The sequence below is a fragment of the Tepidimonas ignava genome (genome assembly GCF_004342625.1).
GTDB lineage: Bacteria > Pseudomonadota > Gammaproteobacteria > Burkholderiales > Burkholderiaceae_C > Tepidimonas > Tepidimonas ignava.
In genome coordinates, this window is sequence record NZ_SMAH01000010.1 from 69,508 (window position 1) to 84,209 (window position 14,702).

Annotated in this window: 15 protein-coding genes; 9 read left to right on the forward strand and 6 right to left on the reverse strand. The window is 69.1% G+C overall.

Annotation, left to right across the window (positions count from 1 at the left end; genetic code table 11):
* Positions 1–65 precede the first annotated feature (65 nt).
* From rpsP to rplS, 4 genes are all read left to right on the forward strand, one after another.
* Complete coding sequence (gene rpsP / locus EDC36_RS08825) at positions 66–341, forward strand: 30S ribosomal protein S16 (protein WP_132962892.1); 276 nt, start codon at positions 66–68, stop codon at positions 339–341.
* A gap of 16 nt (positions 342–357) precedes the next feature.
* A complete protein-coding gene (gene rimM, locus EDC36_RS08830; protein WP_132962893.1) occupies positions 358–948 on the forward strand; it encodes a ribosome maturation factor RimM in 591 nt (196 codons plus the stop codon).
* Between the two features lie 39 nt (positions 949–987).
* On the forward strand, positions 988–1,791 hold the full coding sequence (gene trmD / locus EDC36_RS08835) for a tRNA (guanosine(37)-N1)-methyltransferase TrmD (RefSeq protein ID WP_132962894.1): 804 nt from the start codon (positions 988–990) through the stop codon (positions 1,789–1,791).
* A 132-nt stretch (positions 1,792–1,923) separates the two neighbouring features.
* Positions 1,924–2,280: a 50S ribosomal protein L19 gene (rplS, locus tag EDC36_RS08840; RefSeq protein WP_132962895.1), complete on the forward strand. Its 357-nt coding sequence runs from the start codon at positions 1,924–1,926 to the stop codon at positions 2,278–2,280.
* Positions 2,281–2,361: 81 nt separating this feature from the next.
* Here rplS and EDC36_RS08845 read toward each other — a convergent pair whose 3' ends face one another.
* Complete coding sequence (locus EDC36_RS08845; protein ID WP_132962896.1) at positions 2,362–4,155, reverse strand: putative bifunctional diguanylate cyclase/phosphodiesterase; 1,794 nt, start codon at positions 4,153–4,155, stop codon at positions 2,362–2,364.
* 18 nt (positions 4,156–4,173) lie between these two features.
* The gene (locus EDC36_RS08850; RefSeq protein WP_165902842.1) at positions 4,174–5,490 is read right to left on the reverse strand and encodes a PAS domain S-box protein; all 1,317 of its coding nucleotides are present in this window, start codon (positions 5,488–5,490) and stop codon (positions 4,174–4,176) included.
* A gap of 129 nt (positions 5,491–5,619) precedes the next feature.
* Here EDC36_RS08850 and EDC36_RS08855 point away from each other — a divergent pair, with 129 nt between their 5' ends.
* A complete protein-coding gene (locus EDC36_RS08855) occupies positions 5,620–6,966 on the forward strand; it encodes a DUF3422 family protein (protein ID WP_132962898.1) in 1,347 nt (448 codons plus the stop codon).
* Positions 6,967–7,027: 61 nt separating this feature from the next.
* Here the strand turns inward: EDC36_RS08855 and EDC36_RS08860 are convergent, their stop codons facing one another.
* From EDC36_RS08860 to ftsY, 4 genes are all read right to left on the reverse strand, one after another.
* Positions 7,028–7,657, reverse strand: a complete 630-nt coding sequence (locus EDC36_RS08860) for a c-type cytochrome (protein ID WP_243646540.1) — start codon at positions 7,655–7,657, stop codon at positions 7,028–7,030.
* 132 nt (positions 7,658–7,789) lie between these two features.
* Positions 7,790–9,073: an NAD(P)/FAD-dependent oxidoreductase gene (locus tag EDC36_RS08865; RefSeq protein ID WP_132962933.1), complete on the reverse strand. Its 1,284-nt coding sequence runs from the start codon at positions 9,071–9,073 to the stop codon at positions 7,790–7,792.
* 19 nt (positions 9,074–9,092) lie between these two features.
* Complete coding sequence (locus tag EDC36_RS08870) at positions 9,093–9,392, reverse strand: c-type cytochrome (RefSeq protein WP_132962899.1); 300 nt, start codon at positions 9,390–9,392, stop codon at positions 9,093–9,095.
* A 202-nt stretch (positions 9,393–9,594) separates the two neighbouring features.
* On the reverse strand, positions 9,595–10,758 hold the full coding sequence (ftsY, locus tag EDC36_RS08875) for a signal recognition particle-docking protein FtsY (protein WP_132962900.1): 1,164 nt from the start codon (positions 10,756–10,758) through the stop codon (positions 9,595–9,597).
* 31 nt (positions 10,759–10,789) lie between these two features.
* On the opposite strand from ftsY, the gene EDC36_RS08880 reads away from it, so the two are divergent.
* From EDC36_RS08880 to coaD, 4 genes are read left to right on the forward strand one after another with little or no spacing between them, the layout of a single operon-like run.
* Entirely contained in the window at positions 10,790–12,238 is a 1,449-nt protein-coding gene (locus EDC36_RS08880; RefSeq protein ID WP_243646541.1) for a M16 family metallopeptidase, read from the forward strand.
* Positions 12,235–13,587, forward strand: coding sequence for a M16 family metallopeptidase (locus tag EDC36_RS08885; RefSeq protein WP_132962901.1), 1,353 nt, complete (start codon positions 12,235–12,237; stop codon positions 13,585–13,587). The genes EDC36_RS08880 and EDC36_RS08885 overlap by 4 nt, the downstream gene beginning before the upstream one ends.
* Positions 13,584–14,195, forward strand: a complete 612-nt coding sequence (gene rsmD / locus EDC36_RS08890) for a 16S rRNA (guanine(966)-N(2))-methyltransferase RsmD (protein WP_185971221.1) — start codon at positions 13,584–13,586, stop codon at positions 14,193–14,195. The genes EDC36_RS08885 and rsmD overlap by 4 nt, the downstream gene beginning before the upstream one ends.
* Positions 14,192–14,695, forward strand: a complete 504-nt coding sequence (coaD, locus tag EDC36_RS08895; RefSeq protein WP_132962903.1) for a pantetheine-phosphate adenylyltransferase — start codon at positions 14,192–14,194, stop codon at positions 14,693–14,695. The genes rsmD and coaD overlap by 4 nt, the downstream gene beginning before the upstream one ends.
* Positions 14,696–14,702: the final 7 nt, after the last annotated feature.

Sequence of the window (14,702 nt, forward strand, 5' to 3'; positions counted from 1 at the left end):
GGGTGGCCAGTCGTCGTGTCTCAGGCGTTGCCTCAACCGTCATCGACAAGTTTCAAGGATAACCCATGGTCGTCATCCGACTCGCCCGTGGCGGCTCGAAGGCCCGCCCGTTCTACCACATCGTCGTCGCTGACAAGCGCTGCCGTCGTGATGGTCGCTTCATCGAGCGCATCGGCTTTTACAACCCGATTGCCCGCGGCCAGGACGTGCCGCTCAACATCGCGCAAGACCGCTTGGCGTACTGGCTCAGCGTCGGTGCGCAGCCCTCGGACACCGTGGCGCGCCTGATCAAGCAAGCGCCCAAGGTGGCCCCTGCGGCCGCCGAAACGGCCGCAGCCTGAACGCACCCCTGGTGCGATGCAGCCCGACACCGCGGTGCCTTGGCAGGCCTGCGCGCTACCGCCGGATGCGGTGGTGCTGGGGCACGTGCACGATGCTTGGGGTGTGCGTGGCTGGGTGCGGGTACGCGGTGTTGCGCAGGGCGGGGCGGTGTTGGCCAGCGCGCGTCGCTGGTACCTGACGCCGCCCACCGAAGGGCCCCACGCCGTGCGCTTCGATGCCTTTGCCGCGCCGGTGCAGGTGCGGGTGCGGCAGGTGCGCCGCCACGGTGACGCCTGGGTGGCCAGGATCGAAGGCGTCGATGACCGCAGCACCGCCGAGCGCCTGCGCGGTGCCGTGGTGCAGGTGGCGCGGGCCGATTTTCCGCCCACCGACGACCCGGACGAGTTTTACTGGGTTGACCTGATCGGCCTGGACGTCGTCAACCGTGAGGGCGTGCACCTGGGGGTGGTGCACGAGTTGCTCAGCACCGGCCCGCACGCCGTGCTGTGCCTGAGCGCCGACGAGGGTCGGGTGCAGCGCATGATCCCGTTCGTGTCCGCCTACGTGGACGCGGTCGATCTGGCGGCACGCCGCATCACGGTGGACTGGCAGCCCGACTACGATTAAGCCCCGCCCAGGCCCCATGCGCTGCCAAGGGCGTGCCCGATGCGCTTCGACGTCATCACCCTGTTCCCGGAGCTGATCGAGCCCTGGCTGGCCACGGGCGTGACGCGCCGCGCGTTCGCCAGCGGCGCGGTGCAGGTGCGCTTGTGGCCGCTGCGCGACTTTGCCGACGGACCGTACCGGCGCGTCGACGACCGTCCCTTTGGTGGCGGCCCTGGCATGGTGATGCTGGCCGAGCCGCTGCGCCGCTGCTGGGAAGCCGTGCGACGCGACCGCGGCCTGCCCGCCGTGCGGCCCACTGGGGTGGCGGTGGACGTGCCCACCGTGTTGTTTTCGCCGGCGGGGCGGGTGCTGGACCACGCGGTGGTGGCCGAGTACGCGGGGCCTCAGGGGCCGGGCGCGATCTTGGTGTGTGGCCGCTACGAAGGGGTCGACGAGCGCTTTGTGCAGGCCTGCGTGGACGTGGAATTGAGCCTGGGCGACTTCGTGCTGTCGGGCGGCGAACTGGCGGCGCTGGCGCTGCTGGACGCCGTGGCGCGGTTGCAGCCCGGCGTGTTGGGCGACGCGGCCAGCGCCGCGCAAGACAGCTTCCACCCCGGGGTGGACGGCTTGCTGGACTGCCCGCACTACACCCGCCCGGATGTGTGGGATGGCCCCCATGGCCCCCAGGCCGTGCCCGCGGTGTTGTTGAGCGGTCACCACGCCCACATCGAGGCCTGGCGGCGCCAGCAGCGCTTGCTGCGCACGGCGCGTGCGCGGCCCGATGTGCTGCAGCGCGCCCGCGCCCGTGGGGCGCTCAGCGCCCAGGACTTAGCGTGGTTGGCCGCGCAAGGCTATAATATCTAGTTTGATCCTCTGGCTGGCTTTGGGCGCAGGGCGTTCCAAGCGTGTGGGCTGGGCAGGCCGCCAACGGCGGCTTGGCCGCAAGTGGGCCCATGTGTGCACGGTGCGGCGCAGCCACGATCATGGTGAACCGTCATGAACCTGATCCAAATCCTCGAGCAGGAAGAAATCGCGCGCCTGAACAAGACCATCCCCGAGTTCAACCCGGGCGACACGGTGGTCGTCAACGTCTACGTGATCGAAGGCAACAAAAAGCGCATCCAGGCTTACGAAGGCGTTGTCATCGCCAAGCGCAACCGCGGCTTCAACAGCAGCTTCATCGTGCGCAAGCTCTCCAACGGTGAAGGCGTCGAGCGCACCTTCCCGCTGTACAGCCCGCTGATCGCCAGCATCGAAGTCAAGCGCCGTGGCGCCGTGCGCCGCGCCAAGCTGTACTACCTGCGTGGCCGCACCGGCAAGTCGGCCCGCATCAAAGAAAAAGTGGGCGGCTGACGCTAACCGCGCGTGCCCGCGTGCATCGGGCACGCCACCATCCACCGCTCGGGGTGCCTTGATGGCACCCCGTTGCGTTTGTCAGCCCGCCCACGATGTTTGACCCCAGATGCTGATCGGAGGACTCGGGGGGAGTGAGGCTTGGGTATCGGACCACTCCGACGCCGCAAGAGGTTGCGCCAGGCGAACCTGCAGGGCTTCCAAGGCTGCAATCCAAGCGGCGTGTCCTTGTTGCAGGGCGTCGCGGGTCGCCGTGTCCGACGGTTGACGCCGTTGCGCGGCGGCTTGGTTGGCGATTCGGTGAAACGCTTCGTGGGCCTGATGCAGGTCCATCACTTCAGGCCACGATTTCGCTCCTCGGGGCAGTATCTGGTCGAGCAGCTCGGTCACGGGGCAACGTGCATGCTGGGGCACGGGTTCGCCCATCAAGGCGCGCGCCATCACGATGCGGTGCTCGATTTCCACCTGCGCCAAGGCCCGTGACCAGGGTGAGCGGGCCAACGGTGCCCAGTGCAGCCACTGCTGAGGCGCTTGCCAGTGGCGCACCCATGACGTCCAAGTGTCCACGGGCATGGCACGGGCGATACCCCAGCCTTGGGCCACGTCAGCGCCCAGCCGCAGCAGCAAAGTGCCGTGCTCCAAGGTCTCGACCCCCTCGCCAACCACCTGCAAGCTGAACGCGTGGCCCAACGCCACGATGCCTTCAATGATGCGCAGGTCGCTGGGATCGACAAAGACATCGCGCACAAACGATTGGTCGATTTTGACCACATTGGCGGGCAAGCGCTTCAGGTACGCCAGCGATGAATAGCCAGTGCCGAAATCGTCGATGGCCACACCCACCCCCAGTGCGCGGCAGCGTTGCAACAGCCGCTCCAGCGTATCGATACCATCCAAGGCGCTCGATTCGACGATTTCCAGCTCGAGCCGTTGCGGCAAGACTTCGGGGTATTGCTGCAACGCCGCTTGCAGGCGCTCGCCAAACCCGGGGTCACGCAGCTGCCGCGCCGCCACGTTGATGGACAGTGTGTAGTCATCCATGCCCGCAGCACGCCACTGCGACAGGATGCGCAGCGCTTCATGCAGCACCCAATCGCCCAACTCAATCATCACGTCTTCGTGCTCGATGGCGGGCAAAAAGCGCCCTGGCAGGCGCAAACCATCGGTGGGGTGACGCCAACGCAGCAGCGCTTCGGCGCCCTGTACCGCGCCGTCGTGCAGCCGCACGCGTGGCTGCAAGTGCAGTTCAAAATTGCCCGCGGCCAACGCACGGCGCACCTCGGCCAACAGCTCGGCGTGGGCCGCGGCGGCCCGGTCCTCGTGGGGATCGAACAGCACCCAGCGGTTTTTACCGTCGCGCTTGGCCCGGTACAGCGCCTGGTCCGCGTGGCGCAACAGCACCTCGGCATCGACGCCATCGTCGGGGTACAGGGTCACCCCGATGCTGGTGCTGAGTTGCAGCCGCGCGTCGAGCGTCACCAGCGGCTCCGAGCACGCGCTCAACAGCCGCTCGACGATGGGTTGCCAGCGTGCACCGGGCTCCAGATCCGCCAACACCACCACGAATTCGTCGCCGCCGACCCGGGCCAGCGTGTCACCTTCGCGCAGCACCCGTTGAAGACGCTGGGCGACCTCACGCAGTGCAGCGTCGCCGATCGGGTGGCCGTGGTTGTCGTTGATGTCCTTGAAACCGTCCAGGTCAAGGTAGGCGATGACGACCTTGCGTTGCTGGCGGTGGGCGTGGGCGATGGCCAGCGCCAGGCGGTCGGTCAACAGCGCCCGGTTGGGCAAACCCGTCAAAGAGTCATGGAACGCCTGGTATTCGAGGGCCTGCTGCTGCGCTTTGATGGCCGAAATGTCCTGCGCCACCGCCACGTAGCGGATGATCTGTCCCTAGGCATCGCGTACGGCCGAGATCGTCTCCACCACGGGAATCTCGCGCCCGTCCCGGTGCCGCCACCAAGCCTCGCCGCGCCAGCGGCCCTCGCGCAGCAGGGTGCGCTGCACGCGGGCCCAGGTCAAGGAGCCGAGCCGGTCTGCCGGTCGCCAAGGCAGCCGCCCGCGCCCAATCAGCTCCTCGCGGCTGTAGCCACTGAGTTGCAACATGGCCTCGTTGGCTTCCAGCACCACCCCACGCTCGTCGGTGACGACGATGGCTTCACCCGCGTCCTGAAAGACGCTCAGTGCGATGGCGCGTGATTCTTCCAGCGCGACTTGGCTGCTGACGTCGCGCACCACGCCTGCCAGCCGTAGCGCCCTGCCTGTGGCAGGGTCTCGTGCCGTGACGCGCCCCCACACTTGCAGCCAAAGCCAGTGGCCATCGCTGTGTCGTACCCGAAAGCGCAGGTCTGCGGCCTCGGTCTTGCCCTTGAGGTGATCGACCAGCGCCTGCCGCAGGGCCGGCACATCACCAGGATGCAGCCGCTCGACCAGCTCCGCCGCGCGCCATGCCGGGGTATCGCCTTCCAGACCCAGCAGGCGGCCCAGCCGATCATCCAGCGCGATGCGATCGCGCTGCAAATCCCACTGGGCAAGCCCCAAACGCGCACCCCGCAGCACATCCTGCAGTTGGGTGGCCAGTTCACGCTGGCGCTGGTTACCGAGGCGCAACTGCCGCAGCAACACGAGCAACACCAGGGTCGCCAAGGCAGACGCGCCCAGCGCCATCATCAGCATCCGCGCCCGCTTGCGCTCGGCCGATAGCAGTTGGTCGGTGCGTTGGGCCACAAGGTTTTCCAGCCGGGTTTGGTAGCGCTGCAACTCGCGCTCCAGCGTAACGCTGCGGCTCTCGGGCAGCAACAGCGAGAGCAACAGGACACGCCCCTGGGGGCCGGGGATGGGCGAGCTGTGCACTTCGACGGTGACGACCTCGCCAGAGGCCAAGCGGTGCGGGAATAAAAAGTAGCCGCGTTTTTCCTGTTGGGCGCGCGCCATTTCAGCCCGGATCTCAGCCTCGGACAGCTGGTTGATCTGCTGGATGTTGACGCGCCCCAGCGCCATGTCGGGGTATCCGTACAGCTCGACCGCCGCCGCATTGGCTTCGAGGATGGTGCCGTCCGCCGGATCGATGACCCATGCAGGCACGCTGTGACGCATCAGCGCCTCAGGCAACCAGCGGGCGTGCGCCGGGCCGCACACCAGTGCGGCCAGTAGCGTCAACAGGACCCAGGGCCGGCCCAACACGACCGAGACCGCGGCCCAACGATGCATCGCCGACATCAGGCTTACGGGTTGAGTGTGTGGGGGGCGGCATGCTGCCGCCCCTGGGTGGGTGATGGGGATACATCGTACCCGCGCCGTCGTCCAACGAGCAACCTATTCATGTGCTAATGTTGCTCTATGTCACACGACTGGCCTGCGCCCCCACTTTCAGATTCGCCAGTGCTACCCCCTGACGATGAACGTCGCCGCGTGTTGCACGAAGAAATCCACGCTCGCCCGCCGGCGCGTATCCGGTTGCCGGCGCTGGTGGTGTACGTCGCGGTGCTCAACGACGGTGTCAGTCGTGCCGAGGAGCTGGAGCACTTGCGTCGGCTGCCGGGGCAGCAGGGGTTGGGGCCTGACGACCTTGAGCGCAACTTTGTGCGCCTGCGCTTCGGTGGCGGCTACACGCTCAAGTGGGAGCGCCACACCGAGTTCACGCGCTATTCGTTGGTGCAGCCGCTGCCCGAGGGCGCAGGCCTGGGGGCGCGCGAGCCGGTGCTGCAGCCCCATCCGTTGCTGCCGCCGGGGTGGCTGGCGACGATTCCCGGGCGCACCCTGTGCGCGGTGGAGTTGGCCATCGACCCGCAGCGGCTGAACGATCCCGTCGCGCTGTTGGAGCGTGCGCGCCCGTGGTTCGGGGGCCGCCCGGTGGTGGCGTCGCTGCTGGGGCAGCCGTCGCACTCGATGGTGGTGACGGACTTTCACCTGCGGCCCGACGGTTTTGAACGCATGCTGGTGCTGGCGCCGCCCACGACGAGCGAGACCCGCGCCGGCCGCATCACGGCGCGTTTGCTGGAGCTGGAAACCTACCGCATGATGGCGTTGCTGGGGCTGCCGGTGGCCAAGACCCTGGCCGGACCGCTGGCCGAAGGCGAGGCGGAACTGGCGCGTCTGACCGCGGAAATGCAGGCCAAGGCCGCCTCCGACCAGGTGCTGCTGGACGCGCTGGTGGCGCTGGCGGCGCGCATCGAGCACCACATCGCGGGGCACGGCTACCGCTTTTCGGCCACGCGGGCCTACGAACGCATCGTGCAGCAGCGCGCGGCCGAGCTGCGCCAGCAACCCATCCCGGGCACGCAAACCATCAGCGAGTTCATGCAGCGCCGCTTCGCTCCGGCCATGGCGACCGTGGCTTCGGTGGAGCAGCGCCTGGCGGCGTTGTCGCAGCGTGTGGCGCGCGCCAGCGCGCTGCTGCGCACGCGCGTGGACATCGCGCGCGAAGAACAAAACCGCCAGTTGCTCGAAAAACTCACCCGCGGCCAAACGTTGCAGCTACGCCTGCAAACCACCGTGGAAGGGTTGTCGATCGCCGCGATCTCGTACTACGTGATCAGCCTGGTGCTGTACGGCGCCAAGGCGCTGAAGTCGGCCGGTGTGCCGCTGCATCCTGAGCTGACCGCCGGTGCGCTGATGCCGCTGGTGCTGTGGGCGGTGTGGCGCACCACCCGGCGCATCCACGCCAAGTTGCACGACGCGCCCTGAGCAACGGGCCGGCTGCCCCTGCCTGCCCAGCCGGGTGTCAACCCGGGCCGTGGCCGCCTGGTTATTTGGAGCCGAGGTACTCGGCCACCGCCGCCATTTCGAGCTCGGTCATCTTCTCGGCCACGGTGTGCATCACGACGTTGTCGTTGGTGCGTTGACGCTTGTTGAATTGCTTGAGCTGCGTGAACAGGTAGCCAGGCAATTGCCCTGCCAGCCGTGGCAGGTTGGCCGCACCGTAGCCGTCGGCGCCGTGGCACGACGCGCACGCCGGCACACCGCTGAACTTGTTGCCGTTGTGGTACAGGTACTTGCCCACCAACGCCAGTTGCGGGTCCTTGGCTTCTTCCCGTGTGGTGGGCATTTTTTCGTAATAACGCCCCAGCGCCACCATTTCGTCGTCGGTCAGCTTGGCCACCATTTCGGCCATCGCGGTGCTTTTGCGCTCGCCGCTTTTGAAGGCACGCAACTGCTTGGTGATGTACTCGCTGTGCTGCCCCGCCAGACGCGGAAAGATTTCGCTGGTGGATTCGCCGTTTTCGCCGTGGCACATGAAGCACACACCGTTGGCGATTTTGCGTGCGCGGGCTTCGTCGGCTTGGGCATGGGCCATGTGCGCCGCCGCCAACGCCACCGCGGCCACGGCCCACCGCCGCAGGCCGCCGAAAGAAGGGGATCGAACCATGGTGGTCATGTCAAAGATCCGGCGATTGATTCAGTCAATACTGATAAAACAATGTATACCGGGGTCAAAAGCCCCGCGCACCGTGGGGTTGGTGGCCAGCGGCTCACCCACCCCGGACGGTGCCGGGGCTGCCCAGGGACGTCACGCCAGCGTGTCGGCCCAGATGTTGCGCGCCCACGCCAACGCGTAGCGGCCTTCCAGCTCGCTGGCGCGCGCCGAGACCCCGCCCGAGCCGGGCACCGTCAGCATCGTCTTTTTCTCCGGGTCGTAGCGGTGCACGCTGGCCACGTGCACCACGTCTTCGTCGGTGACGAAGCTGTAGCAGGTGTTGGCGTACAGCGGCGTCTTGGGCGGTTCCTGACCCAGCAGCAGGCTGACCACCGCCGCGGCGCAGGTCTTGCCGTGCTGGTTGGCCATGTGGCCCGATTTGGGCATCGCAGGCGCGATCTGGATCGCATCACCCAGCACGTGCACGTTCTTGACCGCCTTGGACTCGAAGGTCAGGAAGTCCACCTCGCACCAGCGCTTGTTGGCGGTGGCCAAACCGGCTTGCACCGCGATGTCGCCCGCGCGCATGTTGGGCACGACGTTGGCCACGGCCGCCTTGAAGTCTTCGTTGAACTCGAACTTGAGGGTGTTGGTGGCCGCATCCACGTCCACGACGCGGTGCTTCGGACGGTACTCGATGATGCCTTTGTAGTGCTCGTCCCAGGCTTTGAGGAACAAGGCCTTCTTGGACTGAATGTCCTCGTTGGCGTCGAAAATGATGACCTTGCTCTTGGGCTTGGCCTTCTTGAAGTAGTGCGCCACCATGCAGGCGCGCTCGTACGGCCCCGGCGGGCAGCGGTACGGCGCCAGCGGAATCGACAGCGCGTACACGCCGCCGTCGGGCATGGCTTCGAGCTGCTTGCGCAGCGCCACCGTTTGCGGGCCGGCTTTCCAGGCGTGCAGCACCTTGTCCTGCGCGCCGGGCTTGCCCATGCCGGGCAGGGTCTCCCACATGAAATCGATCCCCGGCGACACGATCAGGCGGTCGTACTTGAGCTCGCCGCCGCTGGCCAGCTTGACCACGCGCTTGTCGGGGTCGATGGCGGTGGCGCGGTCACGCACGATCTTGACGCCGTGGCGCTTTTCCAGGTTGTCGTAAGGGATCGTGATGTCTTCGATTTTTTTGATGCCGCCGATGACCAGGTTGGAAATCGGGCATGAGATGAAATTGGCGTTGGGCTCGATCAGCGTGACCTGCACCTTGCCTTCGGAGAACAGGCGCGTGTATTTGGCCGCGGTGGCGCCGGCGTAGCCGCCGCCGATGACGATGACGTGCGGGCCGCTGGCCGACCCGGTGGTGGCGCAACCCGAAAGCAGCCCCAGCGAACCCAAGGCCGAACCGGCCGCGACGGTGGAGACGAATTGGCGACGTTGCATCATGGCGTGGACTCCCGGGTTACTTCTTTTGAGCGGCAAAGTACGCGGCGATGGCGCGCAGCTCGTCGTCGCTGTAGCCTTTGGCCAACTGGTGCATGATGGTGGCAGGCTTGCGGCCGGCCTTGAAGTCCAGCAGCTTTTGCGTCAAGTCATCTTTGTCCTTGCCGGCCAGGGCCTCCATGCCGGGTTGGGCGTGGCCGTTGGTGCCGTGGCAGTTGGCGCAGGCTGCGGCCCAGACCTTGACCTGGTCGACCGCGTGGGCCGACACGGCAGCGGCGCTCAGCAGCGCGGCGGTGAGTGCATAGCGTATGGTTTTCATGCGTGTGACGCTCCTCGCTGGGGTTGGGGATGGGGCTCTGGATGGGGGTGCATCGAGCCGTCTGTTTGTATCACGATGTGCTGATATTCGGAATCAGGGTTTTTGCGGGGGCAGCACCCCTTGGCCACACGGGGGACGATAGCGTGCCCCGTACCGGGGCGCGATCGGGATAAACCCCGAGCGGCGCTGGGCGGGGCGCCTCTTACGCCAGCAACGCCTGAGCGAACTCGCGCGCGTCAAACGGTTGCAGGTCTTCCAGCCGCTCACCCACGCCGATGAAGTACACGGGCAGGGTGCGCCGCTGCTCGCGCGCCCACTGTGCGATCGCGCACAGCACGCCGCCCTTGGCGGTGCCATCCAGTTTGGTGACGATCAGGCCGGTGAGCTGCAGCGCGGCGTCGAACGCCTTGACCTGCGCCAGCGCGTTTTGGCCGGTGTTGCCGTCGATGACCAGCAGCACCTCGTGCGGCGCACCGGCCTGCGCCTTGGCCACGACCCGCTTGACCTTGCGCAGCTCCTCCATCAGGTGCAGTTGCGTGGGCAGCCGCCCCGCGGTGTCGACGATGACGACGTCCTTGCCACGCGCGCGCCCGGCGCTGACGGCGTCGAACGCCACCGCCGCCGGGTCACCGCCCTCCTGCGCCACGATGTCCACCCCGTTGCGCTCGGCCCAGGTGCCGAGCTGCTCACGCGCGGCGGCGCGGAAGGTGTCGGCGGCCGCCAGCAGCACCGTGGCGCCGTGCTGCGCCAAATGCCAGGTCAGCTTGCCGATGGTGGTGGTCTTGCCCGCACCGTTGACGCCGGCCACCATCCACACCGTGGGGCCGTCCGCTTGGGCGCCAACCTCCAGCGGCTTTTGCAGCGGCGCCAGCCATTCGGTCAGCGCGTCCGCCAGCAGGGTGCGCACCTGGGCGGCGTCGGTGGCGCCGGCGGCCTTGACGCGGCGCTGGAGGTCGCTCAGCAGGTGTTGCGTGGCCTGGGTGCCGGCATCGGCCAACAGCAGGGCGGTCTCCAGCTCCTCGTACAGGGCATCGTCGATGCGTGCGCCTGCGAACACCGCCGTCAGCGCCGAGCCGGTCTTGCGCAGCCCGTCACGCAAGCGCGTCAGCCAACCTTGGCGCGTGGCGGCACTGGCGTCGGGCGAGGGTTCCGGCGACGCCCCAGGGGTCGCTGGCACGGGGACGGTGTCGGCCGCCGCAGCGGGTGCTGCGGGCGGGGCGGGTGGCGCGACGGGGACGGTCGCTGCGGCGGGTGCCGGTTCGGTTGGCGGCGCGGCCGGCGCTGCCGGGGCGTCGTCCGCGGGCGGCGCGACAGGGGCCGGCGGCTTGGCGCCACCGAAGAACTTTTCTTTCAAAAAACGGAACATAGCGGGCACTGCCTAGAATGGGCGCCATTCTATGAAAGTGTTGAACCCGTTACGACCATCGATGCGCCAGCGCGGACGCGCATGGCTCGCGGCCGCCGCCGTGGCGTGCGCCGTGGCGTGCGCCGTGGTGGGGCCGGGGGCGCCTGCGTGGGCGGCGCCAGCCGAGCCGGCGGCGGTCGTGGACCAAGCCGCCCGTGTCCACACCGCCACGCTGCCCAATGGGCTGACCGTGATCGTGCAGCCCGACCGACGCGCCCCCACCGCCGTGATGATGCTGTGGCTGCGCGTGGGCGCGATGGACGAAAGCGACCGTGAAGCGGGCGTGGCGCACGTGCTGGAGCACATGATGTTCAAAGGCACCCCCCGGCTGGCGGAAGGGGAATACTCGCGCCGCGTGGCCGCCCTGGGCGGACGCGACAACGCGTTCACGAGCCGTGACGTCACCGTGTACCACGTGCAGGTGCCCGCCGACGCGCTGCGCGAGGCCATGGCGCTGGAGGCCGAGCGCTTTGCGCACAACGCCTGGAGCGCGGAAACGTTGCAGCGCGAACTCGCGGTGATCCGCGAGGAGCGGCGCCAGCGCATCGAAGACGAGCCGCAGGCGCGTTTTTATGAGCAGTTCATGGCCACCGCGCTGCTGGCGCACCCGTACCGGCGGCCGGTGATCGGCTGGATGGCCAACCTGGAGGCGCTGGACGCGGCCACCGTGCGGGGGTTTTACCAGCGGTGGTACGCGCCCAACAACGCCGCCCTGGTGGTGGTGGGTGACGTGCAGCCGCAGCAGGTCGTGGCCTGGGCGCAGCAGACCTTCGGCGCGCGGCCGGCCCGGGTATTGCCGGCTCGGGCGCCCGATGCCGAGCCCGAGCAACGCGGCCTGCGGCGGTTGCAGTGGCACGACCGTGTGCGCCAGCCCAGCGTGTTGCTGGGTTGGCGTGTGCCCAAGCTGCACCACCCCGATGACCCCAGCTCCGAGGCGCGCGACGCCCTGGCCCTGGCGCTGCTGGCTGGGGTGCTGGACGGGCACAGCGCCGCGCGGCTGGAGCGTGCCCTGGTGCGCACGGCGGACCCCGCGGCGCGCCTGGCCGACAACGTCAGCGCCGGCTACGACCTGTCGGCGCGGGGGCCGGCGCTGTTTCTCGTCTCGGCCACCGTGCGCCCCGGGGTGGCGCCGCAACAGGTCGAGCAGGCGCTGCGGGCCGAAATCGAGCGCATCGCGCGCGACGGCGTCAGCGCTGCGGAGCTGGACCGCGTGCGCAACCAATGGGCGGCGCAGCAGGTGTTCGCGCTCGACTCGCCTTTTGCGCAGGCGCGCGAGCTTGGTGAGCACTGGGCGCTGGGCTGGCCGCTGGACGCCTCGGCGCGGCTGCTGCAGCGCATGCCAACCATCACCCCGGCCGACGTGCAGCGCGTGGCGCAGCGCTATTTTGGCGACGCCACGCTGACCGTCGGCTGGCTGCTGCCGCAGGAGGACGCGCGATGACGCCGCGGCAGCGTGGATGGCGCGCCGCGCTTGTGGCCCTGTGCGGCGCGTGGTTGGCTGTGGTGATGGGGACCGTGCAGGCCGCGCCGACCATCGAACATTGGACACGCCCGGACGGGGCCCGCGTGTACCTGGTGCCCACCGACGCGCTGCCGATGCTGGACCTGCGGCTGGAGTTCGACGGCGGCAGCCGCCGCGACCCCGCGCCCCAGGCGGGCCTGGCGGCCGCGACCGCGCTGATGCTGGGCAAGGGCACCCAGGCTTGGGGCCGGGCCCCCGAGCGCCGCGAGGACGCGCTGGCCGAGGCGTGGGCCGACTTGGGCGCGCAGTGGTCGGCCACCGCGACGTTGGACCGCTTCAGCATCGCGCTGCGCACGCTCACGCGCCCCGACGTGCTGCACGCCGCCGTGGCCTTGCTGGCGCAACAGCTGGCCGCGCCCGCGTTCGACGACGGCGTCTGGCAGCGCGAGCGCCAGCGCCTGGTGGCGGCGTGGCAGCAAGCCCAGGCGCAGCCGGAAGCGCGCGCGCAGCGCCTGTTTGCCCAGGGCGTGTACCGGGGGCACCCCTACGGGCGCGAAGCCACGCCGCAGACCTGGGCCGCCATCGACGGCGCGGCCATGCGCGCCTTTTGGCAGCGGCACGCGCGCGTGTGCGACGCACGCTTGACGCTGGTGGGCGCGGTGTCGCGCCAGCAGGCCGACGCGCTGGCCGACACGCTGCTGGCCGGGCTGGCGGCGCATGGCTGTGCGCCGCTGCCGCCCGTGCCGGAGGTTGAGCCGCTGGCGCAGGCCACCCAAGTGCGCGAGCCGTTTGCGGGCGCGGCGCAGGCGCATATCCTCATCGGTCAACCCGGCGTGGCGCGCCGCGACCCGGACCACCTGGCGCTGCAGGTGGCCAACCACATCGTGGGCGGAGGCGGCTTCACCTCGCGCCTGATGCACGAGCTGCGCGAGCGCCGTGGCCTGACCTACGGCGTGTACAGCTACTTCGTCGCCGGGCGCCATGCCGGCGCCTGGACCGTGGGCATGCAGACCAAGCCCGAGCAGGCCGACCAGGCCGTGGCGCTGATCCACGAGGTGTTGCAGCGCTTCACCCGTGAAGGCCCCACCGTGCAAGAGCTCGCCGAGGCCAAGCGCAGCCTGGTGTTGGGCCACGCGCTCAAGCTCGACACCAACCGCAAAATCGCCGACCAGGTGGCGGCGCTGGCCTGGAACGATCTGCCGCTGGATGAGCTGAGCACATGGCCGGCGCGCGTGCAGGCGCTGACGCGCGAGCAGGTGATGCAGGCCTGGCGGCGGGTGATCGACCCGCAGCGCCTGGTGACGGTGGTCGTGGGGGCGGCGCCATGACGGCGCCCAGCCCGGCCCGCCGCAGCGGCCCGCCGGGCGAGGTGCGCATCATCGGTGGACGCTGGCGCCGCAGCCGCTTGCCGGTGCCGGCGGTGCCGGGCCTGCGCCCCACGCCCGACCGTGTGCGCGAAACGTTGTTCAACTGGCTGGGGCAGGATTTGCACGGCTGGCGCTGCGTCGACGCCTTTGCCGGCACCGGTGCGCTGGGGCTGGAAGCCGCCTCGCGCGGCGCGGCGCCGGTGGTGCTGATCGAGCGCCACGCGGCGCTGCTGCGTACCCTGCAGCAGCACGTGCAGCGCCTGCAGGGCGCGGCCGACGTGGTGCAGTTGCGCGCCGGCGATGCGCTGGCGCAGATGGCGGCGCTGCCGGCCGCGGCGTGGGACTTGGTGCTGCTGGACCCACCGTTCGACGGCGGTGCGGCGCTGTTCGAAGCGGCGCTGGCCCAGGCGCGGCGGCTGGTGCAGCCGCGGGGCTGGGCGTACCTGGAAGCCCCTCAGCCCTGGGACGACGCGGCGCTGGCGGCGCTTGGCTGGCAGGTCCACCGGCGGCTGCGGGCCGGCCAGGTGCACGCCCACCTGTTGCGCGCGGCGGATAATGCGGCCCCATGAACGCTGCAACGCCCAACCCCCGTGTGGCCGTCACCAGCGGCACGTTCGACCCCATCACGCTGGGGCACGAAGACGTGATCCGGCGCGCGGCCGAGCGCTTCGAGCGCCTCATCGTCGCGGTGGCCATCGCGCACCACAAAAAGACGCTGCTGAGCCTGGACGAGCGCATCAGCCTGGCGCGCGAGGTGCTGCGCGATTGCCCCAACGTGCAGGTGTTGCCGTTCGACGGGCTGATCATGGACTTTTGCCGCCAGCAAGGGGCGGCCACCGTCGTGCGCGGCATCCGCAACGTCACTGACTTCGACTACGAAGCGCAGATGGCCGCCATGAATGCCAAGCTTGCCCCCGAGGTGCACACGGTCTTTTTGCTGCCGCAGCCCGCGCTGCAGTGCATTTCGGGCACATTGGTGCGTGAAATCGCGCGGCTGGGTGGCGATGTCAGCCAGATGGTCAGCCCGGTGGTCGCCCAGCGCCTGCGCCAGGCCTGCGCGCGCACGTGAGCCCGTG

Excerpts from the sequence above, each read along its gene's own strand:
- rpsP (WP_132962892.1), top strand. The coding sequence starts at position 66 with ATGGTCGTCATCCGACTCGCCCGTGGCGGCTCGAAGGCCCGCCCGTTC.
- EDC36_RS08885 (WP_132962901.1), top strand. The coding sequence starts at position 12,235 with ATGACGCCGCGGCAGCGTGGATGGCGCGCCGCGCTTGTGGCCCTGTGC.
- EDC36_RS08880 (WP_243646541.1), top strand. The coding sequence starts at position 10,790 with ATGAAAGTGTTGAACCCGTTACGACCATCGATGCGCCAGCGCGGACGC.
- EDC36_RS08860 (WP_243646540.1), bottom strand. The coding sequence starts at position 7,657 with ATGACCACCATGGTTCGATCCCCTTCTTTCGGCGGCCTGCGGCGGTGG.
- EDC36_RS08865 (WP_132962933.1), bottom strand. The coding sequence starts at position 9,073 with ATGCAACGTCGCCAATTCGTCTCCACCGTCGCGGCCGGTTCGGCCTTG.
- rimM (WP_132962893.1), top strand. The coding sequence starts at position 358 with ATGCAGCCCGACACCGCGGTGCCTTGGCAGGCCTGCGCGCTACCGCCG.
- EDC36_RS08850 (WP_165902842.1), bottom strand. The coding sequence starts at position 5,490 with ATGCATCGTTGGGCCGCGGTCTCGGTCGTGTTGGGCCGGCCCTGGGTC.
- rsmD (WP_185971221.1), top strand. The coding sequence starts at position 13,584 with ATGACGGCGCCCAGCCCGGCCCGCCGCAGCGGCCCGCCGGGCGAGGTG.
- coaD (WP_132962903.1), top strand. The coding sequence starts at position 14,192 with ATGAACGCTGCAACGCCCAACCCCCGTGTGGCCGTCACCAGCGGCACG.
- trmD (WP_132962894.1), top strand. The coding sequence starts at position 988 with ATGCGCTTCGACGTCATCACCCTGTTCCCGGAGCTGATCGAGCCCTGG.
- ftsY (WP_132962900.1), bottom strand. The coding sequence starts at position 10,758 with ATGTTCCGTTTTTTGAAAGAAAAGTTCTTCGGTGGCGCCAAGCCGCCG.
- rplS (WP_132962895.1), top strand. The coding sequence starts at position 1,924 with ATGAACCTGATCCAAATCCTCGAGCAGGAAGAAATCGCGCGCCTGAAC.
- EDC36_RS08870 (WP_132962899.1), bottom strand. The coding sequence starts at position 9,392 with ATGAAAACCATACGCTATGCACTCACCGCCGCGCTGCTGAGCGCCGCT.
- EDC36_RS08855 (WP_132962898.1), top strand. The coding sequence starts at position 5,620 with ATGTCACACGACTGGCCTGCGCCCCCACTTTCAGATTCGCCAGTGCTA.